14 protein-coding genes are annotated in these 20,511 nt (G+C 72.0%); 11 read left to right on the top strand and 3 right to left on the bottom strand.

The features are described 5' to 3' along the window. The first annotated feature begins 17 nt into the window (after positions 1–17). From ASD48_RS42765 to ASD48_RS33145, 4 genes are all read left to right on the top strand, one after another. Positions 18–2,549 carry a BTAD domain-containing putative transcriptional regulator gene (locus ASD48_RS42765; RefSeq protein WP_348983242.1) on the top strand — a complete coding sequence of 844 codons (2,532 nt, stop codon included), beginning with the start codon at positions 18–20 and terminating at the stop codon, positions 2,547–2,549. A 93-nt stretch (positions 2,550–2,642) separates the two neighbouring features. After that, positions 2,643–3,743, top strand: coding sequence for a helix-turn-helix transcriptional regulator (locus ASD48_RS33155; protein WP_057605496.1), 1,101 nt, complete (start codon positions 2,643–2,645; stop codon positions 3,741–3,743). Positions 3,744–3,954: 211 nt separating this feature from the next. Beyond that, the gene (locus ASD48_RS33150) at positions 3,955–4,923 is read left to right on the top strand and encodes an alpha/beta hydrolase (protein ID WP_057605495.1); all 969 of its coding nucleotides are present in this window, start codon (positions 3,955–3,957) and stop codon (positions 4,921–4,923) included. A gap of 20 nt (positions 4,924–4,943) precedes the next feature. After that, a complete protein-coding gene (locus ASD48_RS33145) occupies positions 4,944–5,657 on the top strand; it encodes an alpha/beta hydrolase (RefSeq protein WP_057605494.1) in 714 nt (237 codons plus the stop codon). 55 nt (positions 5,658–5,712) lie between these two features. On the opposite strand, the gene ASD48_RS33140 is transcribed toward ASD48_RS33145, so the two are convergent. Together ASD48_RS33140 and ASD48_RS33135 are read right to left on the bottom strand one after the other, a co-directional pair. After that, positions 5,713–6,654: a DUF1731 domain-containing protein gene (locus ASD48_RS33140; protein ID WP_057605493.1), complete on the bottom strand. Its 942-nt coding sequence runs from the start codon at positions 6,652–6,654 to the stop codon at positions 5,713–5,715. 72 nt (positions 6,655–6,726) lie between these two features. Beyond that, positions 6,727–8,718 carry an NAD(P)/FAD-dependent oxidoreductase gene (locus tag ASD48_RS33135; protein WP_057605492.1) on the bottom strand — a complete coding sequence of 664 codons (1,992 nt, stop codon included), beginning with the start codon at positions 8,716–8,718 and terminating at the stop codon, positions 6,727–6,729. A 309-nt stretch (positions 8,719–9,027) separates the two neighbouring features. Between ASD48_RS33135 and ASD48_RS33130 the strand changes: the two genes are divergently transcribed. Together ASD48_RS33130 and ASD48_RS33125 are read left to right on the top strand one after the other, a co-directional pair. Next, entirely contained in the window at positions 9,028–11,082 is a 2,055-nt protein-coding gene (locus tag ASD48_RS33130) for a discoidin domain-containing protein (protein ID WP_057605609.1), read from the top strand. A 23-nt stretch (positions 11,083–11,105) separates the two neighbouring features. Further along, positions 11,106–11,726 carry a TetR/AcrR family transcriptional regulator gene (locus tag ASD48_RS33125; protein WP_057605491.1) on the top strand — a complete coding sequence of 207 codons (621 nt, stop codon included), beginning with the start codon at positions 11,106–11,108 and terminating at the stop codon, positions 11,724–11,726. On the opposite strand, the gene ASD48_RS33120 is transcribed toward ASD48_RS33125, so the two are convergent. After that, positions 11,707–13,773, bottom strand: coding sequence for a SpoIIE family protein phosphatase (locus ASD48_RS33120; RefSeq protein WP_057605490.1), 2,067 nt, complete (start codon positions 13,771–13,773; stop codon positions 11,707–11,709). The two genes, ASD48_RS33125 and ASD48_RS33120, sit on opposite strands and share 20 nt — an antisense overlap. Before the next feature lie 138 nt (positions 13,774–13,911). Between ASD48_RS33120 and ASD48_RS33115 the strand changes: the two genes are divergently transcribed. The 5 genes from ASD48_RS33115 to kdpB all read left to right on the top strand — a co-directional run bounded on the left by ASD48_RS33115 (position 13,912) and on the right by kdpB (position 20,509). Continuing rightward, complete coding sequence (locus ASD48_RS33115; RefSeq protein ID WP_057605489.1) at positions 13,912–16,374, top strand: SpoIIE family protein phosphatase; 2,463 nt, start codon at positions 13,912–13,914, stop codon at positions 16,372–16,374. Between the two features lie 84 nt (positions 16,375–16,458). After that, positions 16,459–16,626, top strand: coding sequence for a hypothetical protein (locus ASD48_RS44535; RefSeq protein ID WP_157880755.1), 168 nt, complete (start codon positions 16,459–16,461; stop codon positions 16,624–16,626). Then, positions 16,623–16,712 carry a K(+)-transporting ATPase subunit F gene (kdpF, locus tag ASD48_RS33110; protein ID WP_016434100.1) on the top strand — a complete coding sequence of 30 codons (90 nt, stop codon included), beginning with the start codon at positions 16,623–16,625 and terminating at the stop codon, positions 16,710–16,712. The genes ASD48_RS44535 and kdpF overlap by 4 nt, the downstream gene beginning before the upstream one ends. 6 nt (positions 16,713–16,718) lie before the next feature. Next, positions 16,719–18,383, top strand: coding sequence for a potassium-transporting ATPase subunit KdpA (kdpA, locus tag ASD48_RS33105; protein WP_057605488.1), 1,665 nt, complete (start codon positions 16,719–16,721; stop codon positions 18,381–18,383). After that, the gene (kdpB, locus tag ASD48_RS33100) at positions 18,380–20,509 is read left to right on the top strand and encodes a potassium-transporting ATPase subunit KdpB (protein WP_199876078.1); all 2,130 of its coding nucleotides are present in this window, start codon (positions 18,380–18,382) and stop codon (positions 20,507–20,509) included. Before kdpA ends, kdpB begins: the two co-directional genes overlap by 4 nt. The last annotated feature ends 2 nt before the right edge of the window (positions 20,510–20,511 follow it).

Raw genomic sequence — 20,511 nt, 5'->3', positions numbered from 1 at the left:
CGCCGCCGGACCACGCCTTGGGTGAGCCGCCGGACCACGCCTTGGGCGAGGTGACGCGCTTCGAGATGCTGGGGCCGGTACGGCTGTGGCGGGAGGGGCGGGAACTCGACCCCGGCTTCCCCCAGCAACGCGCCCTGCTGGCCCTGCTCCTGGCGCATGCCGGCCGGTCCGTGCCGACCAGCGAGATCGTCGACGTGCTGTGGGCCGAGCGGCCGCCCGCCAGCGCGCTGAACGTGGTGCGGCGCTACGTCGGCGCGTTGCGGCGGCTGCTCGAACCGGGGTTGCCGCCCCGCGTCCCGGGCCGGCGTCTGCTGCGCCGGACCGGCGGCTACCTCCTGGAGGCGGCGACCGACGAGGTCGACCTGCTGCGCTTCCGTGAGCTGACCCGGCAGGGCAAGCGGGCGGCGGCCACCGGACGGCCCGGGACGGCGGCCCGGCAGTTCGTCCTGGCGCTGGAGGAGTGGCGTGGGCCGGTGGCGATGGGGATCCCGGCGTCCGTACGCGAACACGTCCAGTTCACGGCCGTGCAGAGGGAACTCCTGGAGACGGCCCGGCTGGCCGCCGACGCGGCGCTGCTGTGCGGCCACGCCGAGCAGGCGCTGCCCGCCCTGCGCCGGGCCACCGCGCACGATCCCCTCGACGAGTCGCTGCACGCCAGACTGGTGCTGGTCCTGGCCGCCTGCGGACTCCAGGCGGAGGCGCTGGGGGCGTACGAGGCCGTCCGCCGACGCCTCGCCCACGACCTCGGCCTCATCCCGGGCACCGAACTGGCGGCGGCCCACACGCGGGTCCTCCGCCAGGACGTCGGACATCGCCTGAAGAGCGGACCCGTCGTCCACCTCGGCCGACCGGCCCCGACCACGAGGATCCCCACCGCCCCGGCCCCTACGGCCCCGATTCCACCCGAGCCCCCCACCCCGGGACCCGCCCCCCTCGCCCCCCTCGCCCCCGGGGCTGGCGCTCCCGGGCTCGCCGCCGTCGGGGACAGCGCTCCGGGGCTCGTCGCCGTCCGGCCCGATGTCGGTGGGGTTGGCGATTCGGGGCGTGCTGCTGCCGGGGCCGAAGGTGCCGGGGCTGCCGTCCCGGGGCGTGCCGCCGCCGGGTGCGATGTTTCCGGGGCTGGCGCCCCCGGGCTCGCCGCTGCCGGGGACGGCTCTCCAGGGCTCGCCGCTGCCGGGGATGGCGCTCCAGTGCTCGCCGCCGCCGGGGATGGCGCTCCCGAGTTCGCCGCTGCCGGGGATGGCGCTCCCGAGTTCGCCGCTGCCGGGGCCGATGTCGGTGGGGTGGTTCTCCGGGGGCTCGCCGCGTCGCCCCTCAGCGACTGCGGGGCTCCCGATTCCGCGGACGGCGGCTCCGGTCCGGGTCACGGTGCCGGTGCCGGTGCCGGTAGGCGCGTCCAGGGGCTCGGCGTCCTGCGTCCTGTCGGGCCGGGGCGTGCGAGTGCCGGTTCCGCCGACGACAGGGGTGCTGTCCACGGGCTTGCGAGCGCCGCCGGGATTCATGGACCCGCCCGGACGACGGACGCCCCCGCCGGTCGGGGCACCGGGGCGTTCGTGCGGCCAGCCCAGTTGCCGTCGGCCCTTCCCTCCTTCGTGGGGCGGGTCGTCGAGTCGGAGTGGCTGGACAGGGCGGCCGGCTCGGCGGCGGGGGTCGTACTGGTCGGCGGGATGGCCGGGATCGGCAAGAGCACCCTCGCGCTGCACTGGGCGCACCGGGCCACCGGCCGTTTCCCGGACGGGCAGTTGTACGTGGCGCTGCGTGGCTCCGATCCGGCACGGCCCGCCGTGGAGCCGGCCGACGCGCTGCGCGGGATGCTCGCGGCGCTCGGCGTGCCCGAGTCCCGCATGCCGGACGGGCCGGACGCCCTGACCGGCATGTACCGCACCCTCCTCGCGCGGCGGCGGGTCCTCGTGGTCCTCGACGACGCCGTGGGCACCGGACAGCTGAGCCCGCTGCTGCCCACCGGACCGGGCTCCCTGGCGCTGGTCACCAGCCGCCACACCCTGCCCGGACTGGTCGCCTCGGGTGCGCGGCCGCTCCGCCTCGCACCGCCGCCCGCCGAGGAGGCGTACGCGCTGCTGGCCGCGCGGATCGGTGCCGGGCGGGTGGCCGCCGAACCCCGGGCCGCCGAGGAGATCGTCGCCCGGTGCGGCCGGCTGCCTCTCGCGCTGGCCCTCGTCGCCGCGCGCGCGGCCGGCCGACGGGACTTCCCGCTCGCCGCGGTGGCCGCCGGACTGCGCGAGGCGCACGGCAGTCTCGACGCCCTCGCCGCCACCCGAGAGGCCTTCCAGGGGTCCTACCGGCTCCTGACGCCGGACGGCGCGCGGCTCTTCCGGCTCCTGGCGCGGCACGAAGGACCCGACATCACCCCGGCCGGGGCCGCCGCGCTCGCCGGGCTGCCGGTCCGCCGAGCCCGGCAGCTGCTCGGCGTGCTGGCCGACGCCCATCTGCTCACCGAGCCCGCGCCGGGCCGCTACACCCTCCATGTCCTGCTGCGGGTCTTCGCCGTGGAACGCGCCGCCGCGGAGGGCCGGCCACCCGGTCGGTGAAGGCGCTGTCACTTCGTTGTCACTCTTTTTGCACATCCGCCGAACTACCGTCCGGACGACGTGATGGACGGTCCCCGGAGGCTACGGCGGAAGATGCCCACTACCAGCACCACCAGTACCTGTGACAGCGCCCGCACCCGCACCCTCGACCCGTCCGTGGTCCGGACACCCCTGGGTGTCGAGATCACGACCGGCGAGGACACGCCCGCCCGGCTGCCGGGAGAGGCGTCGCCCCACCCCGCGCACCGGCTGCTGGCCCGTGACGCCGGCGAGTACCTCTTCGTCGGCCTGCGCGGCGGCGCCCGGCCGCACACCGCTGCCGCCATTCCCACCACTTCCGCCGCTGCCGCCGCTCCCGCCCATGAGCCGCCCGAGGCCCCCGGTCTGCTTCTGGCGCCCGGGGACGTCTGCTTCTACGACGTCCGGCGCGCGCCGGCGCTCGACTTCCACGAGCCGTTCCGGGCGACGACGTTCCTCGTCCCGGCCGATCTGCTCGGGCTGGCGGACTCCGACGTCCGGCGGATCGCGCGGACACCGGTGGCCCGTGCCTCCCGGCTCGGCACCCTGCTGTCGCCGCTGCTGTCCGACCTGGCCCGCGCCACGGCCGAGGCCCGCCCCCAGGTCGGCGAGATGCTCGCCTGGAACGCGCTGAACCTGCTGGCCACCCTCGCCGCCGAGCAGTTGGGCACAGCGGTCCCGGGAACACCCGGAACACCGGACGGGCCCGGAACACCCGGAACACCGGACGCATCAGGAACACCCGGCAGAACCGGAATACCCGGCGGGCCCGCAGGACCCGGGACGCGCGGTGCGCCCGGGGCCCCGGGCGCACCCGGCGCGCACCCTCCGGTGCTGGGGCGCGTCCTGGAGTACGTCGAACTGCACCTGACCGACCCGGACATGTCCCCGGAGGTCATCGCGCGTGCCCACCACATCTCCGTGCGCTATCTGCACAAGCTGTTCAAGGACGAGGGCACCACCGTGGGCCGGTGGATTCTGCGCCGTCGCCTGGAGGAGTGCCGACGCGACCTGATGCGGTACGGCCGCGGCGGCCGGACCATCGCGGCCGTGGCCGCCCGGTGGGGTTTCCTGAGCGCCACGCACTTCAGCCGGGTCTTCCGGTCGGCCTACGGCATGTCCCCGCGGGAATGGCGGGACACCGCGGGGCGCGGCGCGCGCAGCGGGCACCGCTGAACGCGGCGGTGATTCCCGGCTGTTCACCCTGCGGAGCGGAATCGTATTCTCGGATTTCCTTTCGTGGTCGGAGGAATTCCGTACCCACCACGGAAAAGGCTTCTGTGCACTGTGAGCACAGCGTCGGTGCACGGGCGGACAAATTCCGCCCGCCCGGCGGATTTAGCGTGGCGGAGCAGGACCACGCACATCGAATACAGCAGGAGATGCCATGTCCGACGTCGTCGAGCCGGTCACGCCGGTGCTCGAACCCGAGGCCGCGGCGTTCGCCGAGGCGACCGCCAACCCGCCGTACCTCTTCGACCTGCCGCCTGCGGAGGGTCGCAAGGCCGTCGACGAGGTCCAGTCCGGTGAGATCCACAAGCCCGCGGTCGACGAGGAGTGGATCACCGTGTCCGGCGGTCCCACGGGCACTGTCCGGGCCCGGATCGTCAAGCCGGCCGGTGCCGGGGGCACCCTGCCGGTGATCCTCTACATCCACGGCGCGGGCTGGGTGTTCGGCAACGCCCACACCCACGACCGGCTGGTGCGCGAACTCGCCGTCGGCGCCGAGGCCGCGGTCGTCTTCCCCGAGTACGACCTCTCGCCCGAGGCCCGCTATCCGGTCGCCATCGAGCAGAACTTCGCGGTCGCCCGGTGGATCGTCGAGGAGGGCGCGTCCAAGGGCCTCGACGCCACGCGCATCGCCGTCGCCGGTGACTCCGTCGGCGGCAACATGACCGCCGCCCTCACCCTGATGGCCAAGGAGCGCGGCGGTGTCCCGCTCGTCCAGCAGGTGCTCTTCTACCCGGTCACCGACGCGAGCTTCGACACCGGCTCCTACCACCAGTTCGCGGAGGGCTACTTCCTGCGCCGCGACGGCATGCAGTGGTTCTGGGACCAGTACACGACCGACGAGGCCGAGCGCGCCCAGATCACCGCGTCCCCGCTGCGCGCCACCACCGAGCAGCTCAAGGACCTGCCCCCGGCCCTGGTCATCACCGGCGAGGCCGACGTGCTGCGCGACGAGGGCGAGGCGTACGCGAACAAGCTGCGCGCGGCCGGTGTCCCGGTCACCGCGGTGCGCTTCCAGGGCATCATCCACGACTTCGTGATGCTGAACGCGCTGCGCCCGACGTACGCCGCCGAAGCCGCCATCACGCTCGCCGTCGGCACCCTGCGCGACGCTCTGCACGTCTGACCTTCAGGAGACATACCGCTATGACTACCCCCACCGTCGTCCTGGTCCACGGAGCGTTCGCGGACGCCGCCAGCTGGTCCGGCGTCATCGCCGAACTCCAGGGCCACGGCGTCCCCGTGGTCGCCCCGCCGAACCCGCTGCGCGGTCTCGCCTCCGACGCCGCGTACGTCGCCTCCTTCGCCGCTCAGATCGACGGCCCCGTGATCCTCGTCGGCCACTCCTACGGCGGCGCCCTCATCACGGTGGCCGGCACCACGGAGAACGTCGTCGGCCTCGTCTACGTCGCCGCCTACGCGCTGGCGGAGGGCGAGAGCCTCGGCGAGCTCCAGGGCCGCTTCCCGCTCTCGACGCTGGTCAGCAACCTCAAGCAGTGGACGTACCCGGTGCCGGGCGGCGAGCCCGCCGTCGAGGTCACCATCGCCGAGGACGCCTTCCCGTCGGTGTTCGCCGCCGACCTGCCCGCGGGCGTCACCAAGATCCTGGCCGCGTCCCAGCGTCCGCTGGCCGCCGCCGCGTTCGAGGAGACGGCCGCCGCGGCCGCCTGGCAGACCAGGCCGTCCTGGGCGCTGATCGCCGGTGCGGACGAGGCCATCAACCCCGAGGTCGAGCGCTTCGGCGCGCAGCGGGCGGGCGCGACGATCGTCGAGATCGACGGCGCCTCGCACGCCGTCGCGGTGTCGCAGCCGAAGGCGGTCGCGGAGCTGATCCTCGAAGCGGTCCGCGCGACGAGCTGACGCCCACCCGGAACAGCCGCGCGGACGTGACCCCTGTGCACGTCCGCGCGGCCCGTCAGCGGTCTCGCACCCGTCGTACGAGGTCGGCGGCGGCCTCGGGCCACTCGGGCCGGTCGAAGGCGAAGCCCGCGTCGAGCAGCCGGCCGGGGACCACCCGTCGGCTCTTGAGCAGCAGTTCGGTGTCCGAGCGCAGGGCGAAGGCGCCGACTTCCGCCATCCACTTCGTCGCGGGCAGGCCCACCGGGATCCCCCACGCGTCGCGCAGCGCGCGCATGAAGGCGCGGTGGGGGAGCGGGGCCGGGGCGGCCAGGTTCACCGGTCCGGCGAGGTCGTCCCGTCCGACGAGGAACCCGACGGCGCGGACGAAGTCGCTCTCGTGGATCCAGGACACGTACTGACGGCCGCCCGCGACCGGGCCGCCGAGGCCGAGCCGGGCGAGCCGCGACAGGACGTCGAACACCCCGCCCCGGTCCGGGCTCATCACCATCGCGGCCCGCAGGGCGACCTTGCGGGTGTGCGGGGTGTCGGCCATCTCCTGCTCCCGCTCCCAGGCGGTCGCGATGTCCACGCTGTAGCCCCAGTAGTCCGGGACACCGGGTTCGGCTCCGCCGATCACTCCGGTGGTTTCGTCGTGGGGGGCGTCGAACCGGTGGGCGTAGACGGTGGCGGTGCTCATCTGGAGCCAGACCCGCGGGGGCCGCGCGGCGGCGGCGATCGCCCGGCCGACGACCCGGGCCGAGTCCACCCGGGAGTCCATCATCGCCCGCAGGTTGTCCGGTGTGTAGCGGCAGTTGACGCTGCGGCCGGCCAGGTTGACCACGACGTCACTGCCGTCGATCGCCTCGGCCCAGGGGCCCAGGGTGCGGCCGTCCCACCGGATCTGGGTGTGATCCGCGGGCCGTCTGCTCAGCACCGCGACCTCGTGTCCGGCCGCGGTCAGCGCGCGGCGCAGCACGACCCCCACCTGGCCGGTCCCGCCGGGCAGCACGATCTTCATCAGTAAGGCCCCTTCTTGTCGGAAGGGACCCTACTACGTATTTGAACGCGTTCAAAACACCCTGGGCCGTCCCTATGCCCCGTGCGCCTCCAGTGCGGCCCGGACCCCCGACTCCAGTGCGCCCTCGATCCACGACGGCTTGACCGAGGTGTGGTCGCCCGCGAAGAGCAGCGGGCCCTCGGCGGAGCGGATGGCGCTCAGCAGCTCCGTGTGCTGACCGGGGAGCAGGACGGACGCCTCCCCGTACGCGTACGGATCCCGCAGCCAGCTCTGGGTGCGGCCCGCGCCCGTGTAGAAGACCTCGACGCGCCGGCCGTAGACCTGCTGGAGCCCGCGCAGGGCGTGCGGGTAGCGCGCCTCGTCGTCCAGGGAGTCCCAGCGGGAGGCGTCGTCGGCCCAGCTGTACGAGGCGAGGACGACCCCGCCCGCGCTGCCGTCGACCGGGTGCGACGGGTTGATCATGAACCGGTTGGGGTTGTCGGAGACCGAGCCGCCGCCGACGATGTGCGCCGCCTCGGGCTGGTCGCGGCCGGCCCACCGGTTGGCGGCGTAGTGCACCCGCTGTCCCGCCGTGATGTGCCCCGGCGGCACGGACGGATGCCCGCCGAGCAGGCTCCCGTCGGCCGGCGCCCGGCCCGACCGGTAGTCCTCGTACAGCCCCGGCCGTACGGCGTCGAGTTCCCGTTTCCAGTCCGCCTCGGTGAACTCCCACCAGCGGCGGCTGAACTCCAGCAGCACCTTCGTCGCGCTGTCGTAGTGCAGCTCCGCGACGGAACGCCGCTTCCGGTACGACATCAGCGGGCTGATCTGCACCTGGCGCAGCCCCGAGAACGGCACCGTGACGATCGCGAGGTCGGCAGTGAACTGCTCGCGCACCACCTTGCCGCCACGCCCCTCGGAGACGGTGTCGATCCACACGTGCGGCCCGTCGGCCCGCACGTGCGAGGTGGTGGTGTCGCCCTGCCGGTCCGGCGCCCAGTACTCGATCTGCGTCGCGCGCCGGTCGAGCCTGATGACGTCGGAGACCTCCTCGAACAGGGCGTCCGGGAGCTTCGCCGTGCCGCCGACCAGCTCCCAGAACTCGGTGTCCGGGCTGATGAGCGACGCGCTGATGAAGCTGTGGATGAAGGACAACGGCAGCCGGGAGGTGAGGTTCTCCAGCGTGCCGACCAGGTCGACGGTCCGCTCGTCGAGGCCCGCCTCCTCGGTCAGGAACCGGTACATCGACCAGTCCCCGAACCGCTGCACGACCCGTGCCCAGCCCTGCACCCGCTCCGCCAGCGGCTTGTCCACCCGTTTGCCGTCGGCGCCCCGGGTGCTGAACTCGTCGCGCACCGGGTCCAGGGCCTCCCGCAGGATGGTCGCGGACGGGGTGTCCCAGTACTTCCGTGGCACCCCGAAGGACCGGTTGACCCGGCGCGGCGACCTCGCGTAGGCCGAGCGGCGCACCCGGACGCCGTTGACGTGCAGCCAGGCGTTGTTGACGGGCTTGCCCTCGGCGTCGACGTCCACGAGATGGAAGCGGCGCTTCTCGACGCCCAGTTGACGGATCAGGCCCATCACCAGCGGATGGCTGCCGGGGATGCGCATGGCGCCCGCCTCCGCGTACTGGGCCGGGTCGGCGAAGGGCTGTGCCGCGTGCTCGTGTCCACCGGTACGGAACGTCTTGACGCGGCCGCCGACCCGGTTGCCGTTGGCCTCCACGAGCGTGACGCGGTGCCCGGCCCGCTTCAGCAGCCAGGCGGCCACCAGCCCGGCGGGCCCGGCGCCGATCACGAGGACCTTCTTGCCGGTCCCGGTCCGGGCGCGGGGCAGCCCGTCGGCGAGGACCTTCTCGTACCGGGGCACCAGCGGCCGGTCGTGCTCGTCCACCACCAGCAGCGCCCGGGCGACGGTGAGGCAGGTCGCCCAGTCCGCGGTGGACCCGGGCGGACGGGCGGGCTGCCGGGGCAGGGCGGCGGCCGGGGCGGCGGCCGTGAGCGCGGCGGCGGCGGTCGCGGTGGCCGCGGTGAACCGTCGCCGGGAGAGCCGATCGGGGTCTACAGAAGCGGAAGACTTGTCCATACGCCCTGGATAGGGGCAGAGCGGAGGTGGCGAGGGCCGCTCCCGTGGATCACCACCTGAACGTGTGAGCGCGCCGGTGAGGGTGTGCTCCCGCGGTGCTTCCGGTGCAACTGAAAGGCGGGCGTAAGGAGTTTGCGCCACCCGCCGGGTCAACGGCTATCAGGTCAAGCGTCCCGGACCCTTGACTCGGTCGGGTTCTGTCGCGATCCTCGTCGCACTATCTTGCGCCGGTCATGACAATCTCATGGGCAGTCAAAAAGCCCTCGTCGACCGCGCCTTCCCGCCGACCGAGGGACGTGGGCTGTGACCATGACCGGACGCCCGTACCGCAGACGCCGAGATGTCACCGTCGTCTCGCTGCTCCTTCTCGTGCTCGCCACGGTCCTCGGCCCCACACCGAGCTCGGCGGCAGGCGCGGACTGGTGGACACCCACGGCCAGACCGGCCCCCGACTCCCAGGTCAACGTGACCGGCGAGCCGTTCACCGGCACCGACTCGGCGGGCGACGTGCGCGGGTTCGTCGACGCGCACAACCACCTGTTCTCCAACGAGGCCTTCGGCGGCCGGCTCATCTGCGGCAAGGTGTTCTCCGAAGCCGGGGTCGCCGACGCCCTCAAGGACTGTCCCGAGCACTACCCCGACGGCACGCTCGCGCTCTTCGACTACATCACCCACGGCGGTGACGGCAAGCACGACCCGGCGGGCTGGCCGACCTTCGCGGACTGGCCGGCCTACGACTCGATGACCCATCAGGCGAACTACTACGCCTGGGTGGAGCGGGCCTGGCGCGGCGGGCAGCGGGTACTGGTCAACGACCTGGTCACCAACGGCATGATCTGCTCGGTCTACCCGTTCAAGGACCGCGGTTGTGACGAGATGACGTCGATCCGCCTCCAGGCGAAGCTGACCTACGACCTCCAGGCCTACATCGACAAGATGTACGGCGGCGCCGGCAAGGGCTGGTTCCGGATCGTCCTGGACAGCGCGCAGGCGCGCGAGGTCGTCAAGCAGGGCAAGCTGGCGGTCGTCCTGGGCGTCGAGACCTCCGAACCGTTCGGCTGCAAGCAGATCCTCGACATCGCGCAGTGCAGCCAGGCCGACGTCGACAAGGGGCTGGACGAGCTGTACGCGCTGGGCGTGCGCAGCATGTTCCTGTGCCACAAGTTCGACAACGCGCTGTGCGGCGTCCGCTTCGACGAGGGCGGCCTCGGCACGGCCATCAACGTCGGCCAGTTCCTGTCCACCGGCACCTTCTGGCAGACGGAGAAGTGCACCGGACCGCAGCACGACAACCCCATCGGCACCGCGGCCTCCGCGGCGGAGGCCGACCTCCCGGCGGGCACGGAGGTCCCCTCGTACGACGCGGACGCCCGGTGCAACACCCGCGGACTCACCGCCCTGGGCGAGTACGCCGTGCGCGGCATGATGAAGCGCAAGATGATGCTCGAGATCGACCACATGAGCGTCAAGGCGGTCGGCCAGACCCTCGACATCTTCGAGGCCGCGAACTACCCGGGCGTGCTGTCCTCGCACAGCTGGATGGACATCGACTGGACCGAGCGGGTCTACTCCCTCGGCGGCTTCGTCGCCCAGTACATGCACGGGTCCGAGGCGTTCGGCGCCGAGGCCGAGCGCACCGACGCGCTGCGTGACAAGTACGGCGTCGGCTACGGCTACGGCACCGACTTCAACGGCATCGGCGACCACCCCGCACCGCGCGGAGCCGACGCCGCGAACAAGGTCACGTACCCCTTCAAGAGCGTCGACGGCGGCTCCGTCGTCGACAGGCAGACCGTCGGCACCCGCACCTTCGACTTCAACACCGACGGCGCCGCCGACGTCGGCCTGATCCCCGACTGGATCGAGGACATCCGGCTCGTCGCGGGCCAGGACGTGGTCGACGACCTCTTCCGGGGCGCCGAGTCCTACCTCGGCACCTGGGGCTCCACCGAGCAGCACCAGGCCTCGGTGAACCTCGCCAAGGGCCGTACCGCCAGCGCGAGTTCGTACGAGTCCAACCCGTTCACCAGCTACCGGCCGGGCCGGGCCGTGGACGGCGACGACGCCAGTCGCTGGGCCGGCGACTGGAGCGACGACCAGTGGTGGCAGGTCGACCTGGGCTCCACCCAGCTGGTCTCCCGCGTCACCCTCGACTGGGAGCGCGCGTACGGGAAGTCGTACCGCGTCGAACTCTCCACCGACGGCACCACCTGGACGACCGCGTGGTCCACCACCTCCGGCGACGGCGGCCTGGACACGGCCCGGTTCACCGGCACCCCCGCCCGCTACGTCCGGGTGCACGGCCTGGACCGGGGCACGGATTGGGGATACTCGCTGTACGAGGTGGGCGTCCACAGCGCCTAGCAGGCAGCCACGGGGGGACACACATGGCACGGATGCCGTCGGCGCAACGGCGCCGGCAGCTGACGGAAGCGGCGATCAGAGCGATGGCCCGGGACGGCGTCCCCAAGACGACCACCCGGTCCATCGCCGCCGAGGCCGGGGTGTCCCTGAGCGTCTTCCACTACTGCTTCGACTCCAAGCAGGCCCTCGTCGAGTCCGTCATCACGACGCTCACCGAGCACTCGGTGAGCGTCGTGAAGGACGCGCTACGGCCCAGGGCCACCCTCGAGGAGACCGTCCGGGCGGGCTTCCAGGCGTACTGGGACCACGTCCGCGCCCACCCCGACGAGCACATGCTGACCTACGAACTCACCCAGTACGCGCTGCGCGAGCCGGGATTCGAGCACCTGGCCCGGCGGCAGTACGAGATGTACGGCGACGCCTACACGGAACTCATCGAGCAGCTCCGCAGCGGCATGGACCTCCGGCTGCGCGTCCCGGTCCCCGTCCTGGCCCGCTATCTGGCCGCCATGACCGACGGTCTGACCCTCAACTACCTCGTGCTGGGGGACGCGACCGCCTGGACCGACATCCTCGACACGGTCACCGCCCACATCGCGGGTCTGGTCATGACCGACGCCGCCGCTACGGGGTCCGGGCGATGAGCAGGGCGACGTCGTCGTGGTCGTCGGGGTGGCGCAGACCGTACAGCAGCAGGTCGCAGAGCTCCTCCAGGGGCCGCCCGGGGTCGTCCAGGAAGCTGAGCAGGACGGCCAGGCGGTCGTCGATGGGGTGCAGGCGGGTCTCCACGAGGCCGTCCGTGTACAGGACCAGCAGATCGCCGGGGGCGAGTTCGACCGTGGTGGTCTCGAAGGGGACGCCGCCGACGCCGAGCGGGGCTCCCGGGGGCAGCTCCAGCAGCTTCGGATCATGGCCGGGACCGGCCAGCGCGGGCGGCATATGGCCCGCGTTGGCGATGCGGCACTGCCGGGTCCGGGGGTCGTACACCGCGTACAGGCAGGTCACGATGTAGTGCTCCAGGTCGCAGGTGATCTTGTCGAGGTGCCGCAGCACGTCGCCGGGCTCGAGGTCGAGGTCCGCGTAGGCGCAGGTCGCGGTGCGCAGCCGGCCCATGGTGGCGGCGGCGTCGATGCCGTTGCCCATGACGTCGCCGACGACCAGCGCGGTCTTGTCGTCGGTCAGCGGGATGACGTCGTACCAGTCGCCGCCGACCTCGCTGGTCGCCTGGGCGGGCTGGTAGCGGGAGGCCAGTTCCAGACCGGTGTGATGCGGCGCGTGGTCGGGCAGCAGACTGCGCTGGAGGGTGAGGGCGGTGTTGCGCACGCTCTGGAACCACCGCGCGTTGTCGATGGCCACGGCGGCGCGGCCGGCCAGCTCACTGGCCAGGATGACGTCGTCCTCGTCGAACGGCAGCGGGTTGCGGGTGCGCTTGAGGTCGAGGGCACCGAGCACCTCGCCGTGGGCGATCAACGGCACGGCGAGGTACGAGTGGACCCCGGCCCGTGCCAGCAGCGCGCCGGCCTCGGCGTCCCGCGCGATCCGGGGGATGTCCTGCTCGCCGACGTGCCGCACCAGGACCGGCCGGCCGGTGTGTACGCAGAGGGTGACCAGACGGTCACCCTCGTAGGCGGCGACGTCACCCGGTGGATCGGCGGCGCGCAGCGCCACGGTGGGGTGGGCGGCCTTCAGCGCGAGGGCGCGGAAGAGCTCCGGGCCATTGTCCGGCCGGCGCGAGCGGCGGCAGGCCAGGGCGGAGTCCAGGATGTCCACGGCGACCACGTCGGCGAGCTGGGGGACGGCGATGTCGGCCAGTTCGAGGGCGGTCCGGTCCACCTCCAGTGAGGTGCCGACCCGGGTCGAGGCCTCGGCGATGAGGGCGAGGCGCCGCCGGGCCCGGTCGGCCTCCGCGGCGGCGCGGTGCCGTTCGGTGACGTCGACGACCGAGGCGGCCGCGCCCAGCACCCGCCCGCCCGGGTCCTCCAGACGGTAGAAGGAGAGGGACCAGGCGTGCTCGTGGTCGGGGTCGGTCGGCGGGCGGCCCACGTGGTACTGGTCGAGCAGCGGTGTGCCGGTGGTGAGCACCTGACGCAGCGCGGACTCGATGGTGTCGATGTCGGGAAGGAGCATCGCCTCCCTGAGCCGACGGCCGACATGGTCCTCGGCGGGGATGCCGTCGATGCGTTCGAGCGCCGGGTTGACCAGGAGGTAGCGCAGGTCCGGGTCCAGGAGGGCCAGACCGATCGGCGACTGGTTGATCAGCCGTTCGCACAGCGCCAGATCGGTTTCGACGCGCTGCAGCAGATTGTGGTCGGCGGCGATGCCGAGGGCGTAGACGTCCCCGAGATCGTCCTGCAGCCGCATGTTGCGGAACTCCATCAGCCGGCTGCTGCCGTCCTTGTGCCGGATGGGGAAGGCGCCGGCCCAGCTCCGGCCGGTCTCCAGCACCTCCGCGAACAGCCGCACCACGGACTGCAGGTGTTTGGGGTGGATCAACAGCCGTGCCGCGTACTGGCCGAGGGCCTCCTGCGCGGTGTACCCGAAGAGATCCTCCGCCTGGGGGGTCCAGAACACGATGCGTCCGTCGATGTCGATGACCATCGCGGACACGCTCAGCACGTCCAGCAGACCGGTGCGCGCGGGCGTCTCGGCGTCGTACCTGTCCCCGCCCGACCGGATGGGTTCGGCTGTCATCGCGGAGCCTCCTCCTGTACCTCCATGCTGCCTCTGCTTCGGCGTGTCCGAAAACCGGGAGCCCCGAAGGCGGAGCCGGCGGCGCCGTGCGCATCGGGCGGACAAGCAGGACCATGGTCGTGTAAAGGACGGAAACCCATGGATTCTGCGCGAGACGCTTTCGACGCCCCGACGCCCGCGGGACCACGCGATCTCCTCGACGCGTCCACCGACGCGGCGGCGATCGTGTCCGCGCAAGGCGTCGTGGTCGGCTGGACGCGTGGTGCGGAAGCACTGCTCGACCGCCCGGCGTCGCAGGTCGTCGGCCGCTCGGCCGCGGAACTGATGGCGATGGACCGGGATCCGGCACGGGCGGCCGCCGTGGCGGCGCGGTGCCGGGCCGGGATGGGGTGGAGCGGTGTCATCCCCGTACGCCACCGCGACGGCCGCCCCGTCGACGTCGACCTGCGGGTCTCCGCCTCCTTCCGGATCGGAGACGACGAGTGCTTCCTGCTCTCCGCGCGCAGGCGGAGCGAACAGTGGACGCTGGGCCAGTCCGTCCTCGACGGGTTCCTGACCCGTTCCCCGGTCGGGATGGCGGTGATGGACCTGGAGCTGCGCTATGTGTGGCTGAACGACACGCTGGAACGGTTCGGCGGTGTGCCCCGCGAACAGCGCCTGGGGCGGCGGTTGAGCGAGCTGCTGCCCGGGCTCGAGGCGGTCGCCATCGAGGGACTGATGAGCAAGGTGCTGGAGACCGGGGTTCCGGTCACCGACTACGAGTACCTCGGGTGGAGCTGGGCCGACCCGCACCGCCGGCGCGCCTACTCCACGTCGTTCTTCCCGCTGGTGGGTGACGACGACTCCGTCACCGGGGTCTGCTACATGGTCCAGGACGTCACCGAGCGCTGGCACGCCCGTCGGCTGCTGTCGCTGGTCAACGAGGCCGGGACGCGCGTCGGCACGACCCTGGACGTGATGCGCACGGCCCAGGAGCTCGCCGACTTCGCCGTACCCGGATTCGCGGACTTCGTCATCGTCGACCTCCTGGAGCCGGTGCTCAGCACCGAGGGACACGGGGCGTGGCTGACCGACGCGGGACCGGCGCCCGCGCGGCCGGTGATGCGGCGCGCCGGCATGTGCTCGGTGCGCGAGGGCTGCCCGGAGGCCGTGGCACGGATCGGGGACCAGGTGGACTTCCTGCCGCCGCCGCACGACGCCAACCTGCTCATCGACGGAGAGCCGGTGTTCATCCCCGTGCTCGATCCCTCCGACGAACTGTGGACCACCGAACAGCCGGAACGGGCGGTGAGCATCCGCGAGTTCGGCCTGCACTCCCTCATCTCCGTGCCGATGCGGGCGCGGAACACCGCCCTGGGCCTCGCCACCTTCGTCCGGTCCCTCAACCCCGTGCCGTTCCGGGCCGACGACGTCCTGCTGGCCCGGGAGTTGGTGGCGCGGGCGGCGCTCTGCGTCGACAACGCCCGCCGGTACACCCGGGAACACACGGCGGCGGTCACCCTTCAGCGCAGTCTGCTGCCCCACGCGCTGGCGGGCGGCACGGCGCTGGAGCTTGCCTCCTCCTATCTGCCGGCGGACCCCACCGACGGGGTGGGCGGCGACTGGTTCGACGTGATCCCCCTGTCCGGGGCCCGGGTGGGACTCGTCGTCGGCGACGTGGTGGGGCACGGCATAGCCGCCGCGGCGACCATGGGCCGGCTGCGCACCGCGGTACAGACCCTCGCCGACATGGAGATGCCCCCCGACGAACTCCTGGCCCACCTCGACGACCTCGTGCTACGGCTGAGCGCGGAGCGGACCGACGACACGGGCGCCCAGCAGGGCGCCACCGCCTTTCTGGGGGCGACCTGCCTGTACGCCGTCTACGACCCGGTCACCCGACGGTGCAGCATGGCCCGGGCCGGACACCCGCCGCCCGTCGTCGTCACCCCCGACGGGCGGGTCTCCTTCCCGGAGCCCCCGGCCGGCCCTCCGCTGGGGCTCGGCGGGATGGCGTTCGAGGCCACCGAGATCGAGCTGGCCGAGAACAGCCTGATCGGTCTCTACACCGACGGCCTCGTGGAGGGGCCCGACCGGGACATCGAAGAGGGCATGTCCCGGCTCGGCGAAGTGCTGGCCGGGTCCGACGCCGATCTGGCGACCCTGTGCACCTCGGCGGTGCGACAGCTCGTGCCCGTGCCCCAGCCCGACGACATCGCCCTGCTCCTGGCGCGCACGCACGCCCTCGGCGCCGACCACGTCGTCTCCTGGGAGGTGCCGGTGGACCCGGCAGCCGTCGCCCACGTCCGGGGCGATGCCACCCGGCAGGTGGAGGCCTGGGGGCTGGGCGATCTGGCCATGACCTCCGAACTCATCGTGAGCGAGCTGGTCACCAACGCCGTGCGCTACGCCACCCCGCCCATCCGGCTGCGGCTGATCCTGGACGCGCGCCTGACCTGCGAGGTCTCCGACGCCAGCAGCACGGCCCCGCGGCTGAGGCATGCCCGGATCATGGACGAGGGGGGCCGCGGCCTGTTCCTGGTGGCGCAGCTCGCCCACCGGTGGGGCGCCAGGTACACGGCCGACGGAAAGATCATCTGGGCCGAGCAGGAGCTCCCGTGACCCGCTCCGCGCCCTGCGCGGACCCCACTGCCGACGGCCGGCCGTAAGGGCCGCGTCAAAGGCGTGGGCGACCCCGTAAGGGATGTGTCAACGACGGTCGTTTCCGGCCACGGACGGTGTTCGCTCGACCTGTCCGTACCTCTTCCGAACCTCTCCAAGGAGTTCGCGATGGCCGATCTGGCCTTCGTCGTCACCACGATCGCGGTCTTCGCGCTGGTGGCCCTCGTCGCCAAGGGGGTGACCAAGCTGTGACCGCCGAGAACATCGTCGGCCTCGTCGTGGCCGTCGCCCTGCTGGGCTATCTGGTCCTCGCCCTGATCTTCCCGGAGAGGTTCTGAGCGGCCATGGGTCCCGTACTCGCCGGCGTACTCCAGCTGCTGGCTCTCCTGGCGGCGCTGGCGCTCGCCTACATCCCCCTCGGCTCCTACATGGCCCGGGTCTACTCCTCCGGTCGGCACTGGCGCGTCGAGAAGTGGATCTACAAGGCCATCGGCGCCGATCCCGACACCGAGATGCGCTGGCCCGCCTACCTGCGCGGCGTTCTCGCCTTCTCCGCCGTCGGCGTCCTCTTCCTCTACCTGCTCCAGCGGCTCCAGGGACATCTGCCCGGCTCGCTCGGCTTCCGGGCGATCGACCCGGACCAGGCGTTCAACACCGCCGCGTCCTTCGTCACGAACACCAACTGGCAGTCCTACTACGGCGAGCAGGCCATGGGCCACGTCGTGCAGACCGCCGGTCTGGCCGTGCAGAACTTCGTCTCGGCGGCCGTCGGTATCGCCGTCGCGGTGGCGCTGGTGCGCGGCTTCGCCCGCTCCCGAACCGGTGAGCTCGGCAACTTCTGGGCGGACCTGGTGCGCGGGACCGTCCGCATCCTGCTGCCGCTCGCCCTCGTCGCCGCGGTCGTCCTGGTCGCCTGCGGCGCCCTCCAGAACTTCTCCGGCATCCACGAGGTCGGCCAGTTCATGGGCGGTTCGCAGCAGTGGAACGGCGGTGCCGTCGCCTCGCAGGAGGCGATCAAGGAGCTGGGCACCAACGGCGGCGGCTACTTCAACGCCAACTCCGCCCACCCGTTCGAGAACCCGACCCCGTTCACGAACCTCTTCGAGATCTTCCTGCTGCTGGTGATACCGCTCGCGCTGACCCGCACCTTCGGCGTCATGGTCGGCTCCGTCAGGCAGGGTTACGCGATCCTCGCGACCATGGCCACCATCTGGATCGGCTTCACGGCTCTGATGATGTGGACCGAGTTCGCCCACCACGGCCCCGCGCCGGAGCTTGCCGCCGGGGCCTACGAGGGCAAGGAGGTCCGCTTCGGCGTCGGCTCGTCCTCGATCTTCGCGGTGGCGACCACGCTCACCTCGACCGGCGCGGTGGACTCCTTCCACTCCTCCTTCACCGGGCTGGGCGGCGGCATCACCATGCTCGGCATGATGCTGGGCGAGATCGCGCCCGGCGGTACCGGTTCCGGCCTGTACGGCATGCTGATCATGGCGGTCATCGCGGTGTTCGTCGCCGGACTGATGGTCGGCCGGACCCCCGAATACCTGGGCAGGAAGATCGGCACCCGCGAGATCAAGTTCGCGGCCTGCTACATCCTCGTCACCCCCGCCCTGGTGCTCGTCCTCACCGCCGCGGCGATGGCCCTGCCCACGCCGGGCAACTCCATGACCAACTCCGGCGCGCACGGCTTCTCCGAGATCCTCTACGCCTACACCTCCGCGTCCAACAACAACGGCTCGGCCTTCGCCGGTCTGAACGCGGACACGCAGTGGTTCAACACCAGCCTCGGCGTGGCGATGCTCCTCGGCCGCTTCCTGCCGATGGTGTTCGTGCTGGCCATGGCCGGCTCGCTCGCCGAACAGAAGCCGATTCCGGTGACGGCGGGCACGCTGCGTACCGAAAAGCCTCTGTTCACGGGCCTGTTGGTGGGCGCGATCCTGATCATCACCGGCCTGACCTACTTCCCGGCGCTCGCGCTGGGACCGCTCGCCGAAGGGCTGGCGTCATGACGACCGACGTAACGAAGCAAGAGGACCCGATGTCCACAGCCGTCCCGACCCGGGCGCAGCACCAGGCTGTGCCGACCGGTCCCCAGGTCCAGGGCCGTGTCGGCGCGGGTCTGTTCGACCCCGCCCAGCTCGTCAGGTCGCTGCCGGACGCGTTCCGCAAGCTCGACCCGCGGGTGATGGTCAAGTCGCCCGTGATGTTCGTGGTGTGGATCGGCTCCCTGCTGACCACCGTCTTCTCCTTCAAGGACCCGGGCGACTGGTTCGGCTGGACCATCAGCGCCTGGCTCTGGCTGACCGTCGTCTTCGCCAACCTGGCCGAGGCGGTCGCCGAGGGCCGCGGCAAGGCTCAGGCCGACACCCTGCGCAGGGCCAAGACCGACACGGTGGCCCGACGGCTCACCGGGGACTCCGAAGAGCCGGTCCCGGGAACCGGGCTGAGGATCGGAGACCTCGTCGTGTGCGAGGCCGGTGACGTCGTTCCGGGTGACGGTGACGTCGTCGAGGGCGTCGCGAGCGTCGACGAGTCGGCGATCACCGGTGAGTCGGCGCCCGTCATCCGTGAGTCCGGCGGTGACCGCAGCGCTGTCACCGGTGGCACGAAGGTCCTCTCGGACCGGATCGTCGTCAGGATCACGACGAAGCCGGGCGAGACCTTCATCGACCGGATGATCAGCCTGGTCGAGGGCGCGGCACGGCAGAAGACGCCGAACGAGATCGCGCTGAACATCCTGCTCGCCTCGCTCACGATCGCCTTCCTGCTGGCGGTGGCGACGCTGCCGCCGTTCGCGGACTACGCGGGCACGCACCTGACGATGGTCGTGCTGGTGGCGCTGCTGGTCTGCCTCATACCGACCACGATCGGCGCGCTCCTGTCCGCGATCGGCATCGCGGGCATGGACCGGCTGGTGCAGCGCAACGTGCTGGCCATGTCGGGGCGTGCCGTCGAGGCCGCGGGAGACGTCTCGACGCTGCTGCTCGACAAGACCGGCACCATCACCCTGGGCAACCGCCGGGCCGCCGGGTTCGTGCCCGTGCGCGGCACCACCGAGGCCGAACTCGCCGACGCCGCCCAGCTGTCGTCCCTGGCCGACGAGACGCCGGAGGGCCGCTCCGTCGTCGTCCTGGCGAAGGAGAGGTACGCGCTGCGCGAGCGCCGGCAGGGAGAACTCGAGGGCGCCGAGTGGATCGCCTTCACCGCCCGGAGCCGGATGTCGGGCGTGGACGTCGACGGGCGCAGGATCCGCAAGGGCGCGGCCGGTTCGGTCGTCGCCTGGGTGCGCGAACAGGGTGGTGAAGTGGCCCAGGACGCGGCCGGGTTGACCGACCGGATTTCCGAGGAGGGCGGTACCCCGCTGCTGGTCGCGGTCGAGGACGCCGAGGGCGCGCGCGTGCTGGGCGTGATTCACCTGAAGGACGTCGTCAAGGACGGCATGCGTGAGCGGTTCGACGAACTGCGCCGGATGGGCATCAGGACCGTCATGATCACGGGCGACAACCCGCTCACGGCGAAGGCGATCGCCGAGGAGGCCGGAGTCGACGACTTCCTCGCGGAGGCCACCCCCGAGGACAAGATGGCGCTCATCAAGCGGGAGCAGGCGGGCGGCAAGCTCGTCGCGATGACCGGCGACGGCACCAACGACGCGCCCGCGTTGGCCCAGGCCGACGTCGGGGTGGCGATGAACACGGGAACGTCGGCCGCGAAGGAGGCCGGCAATATGGTCGACCTCGACTCCGACCCGACCAAGCTCATCGAGATCGTCGAGATCGGCAAGCAACTCCTCATCACCCGGGGTGCGTTGACGACGTTCTCCATCGCCAACGACGTCGCGAAGTACTTCGCGATCATCCCGGCGCTGTTCGCGGCGGTCTACCCGGGCCTGGACAGGCTCAACATCATGGGCCTGACCTCCCCGGACTCGGCGATCCTGGCCGCCGTCATCTTCAACGCGCTGATCATCATCGCCCTGGTCCCGCTGTCCCTGAGGGGCGTGCGGTACCGGCCGGTGAGCGCCGACAGGATGCTCCGCCGCAACCTGACGGTCTACGGCCTCGGCGGCCTGGTCGCGCCCTTCGTCGGCATCAAGCTCATCGACCTGCTCATCTCCCTCATCCCCGGGATCGGCTGAAC

The organism is Streptomyces sp. Root1310, from assembly GCF_001426425.1.
Taxonomy (GTDB): domain Bacteria; phylum Actinomycetota; class Actinomycetes; order Streptomycetales; family Streptomycetaceae; genus Streptomyces.
Note: the sequence above shows the minus strand (reverse complement) of the source record. Positions and strands in the feature narration are given on the sequence as shown.

Bases quoted from the DNA above. Each gene is read 5' to 3' on its own strand.
- ASD48_RS33145 (WP_057605494.1), top strand. From the start codon at position 4,944: ATGACTACCCCCACCGTCGTCCTGGTCCACGGAGCGTTCGCGGACGCC.
- ASD48_RS33150 (WP_057605495.1), top strand. From the start codon at position 3,955: ATGTCCGACGTCGTCGAGCCGGTCACGCCGGTGCTCGAACCCGAGGCC.
- ASD48_RS33135 (WP_057605492.1), bottom strand. From the start codon at position 8,718: ATGGACAAGTCTTCCGCTTCTGTAGACCCCGATCGGCTCTCCCGGCGA.
- ASD48_RS33125 (WP_057605491.1), top strand. From the start codon at position 11,106: ATGGCACGGATGCCGTCGGCGCAACGGCGCCGGCAGCTGACGGAAGCG.
- ASD48_RS33120 (WP_057605490.1), bottom strand. From the start codon at position 13,773: ATGACAGCCGAACCCATCCGGTCGGGCGGGGACAGGTACGACGCCGAG.
- kdpA (WP_057605488.1), top strand. From the start codon at position 16,719: ATGGGTCCCGTACTCGCCGGCGTACTCCAGCTGCTGGCTCTCCTGGCG.
- ASD48_RS33140 (WP_057605493.1), bottom strand. From the start codon at position 6,654: ATGAAGATCGTGCTGCCCGGCGGGACCGGCCAGGTGGGGGTCGTGCTG.
- ASD48_RS33155 (WP_057605496.1), top strand. From the start codon at position 2,643: ATGCCCACTACCAGCACCACCAGTACCTGTGACAGCGCCCGCACCCGC.
- ASD48_RS33115 (WP_057605489.1), top strand. From the start codon at position 13,912: ATGGATTCTGCGCGAGACGCTTTCGACGCCCCGACGCCCGCGGGACCA.
- ASD48_RS33130 (WP_057605609.1), top strand. From the start codon at position 9,028: ATGACCGGACGCCCGTACCGCAGACGCCGAGATGTCACCGTCGTCTCG.
- kdpB (WP_199876078.1), top strand. From the start codon at position 18,380: ATGACGACCGACGTAACGAAGCAAGAGGACCCGATGTCCACAGCCGTC.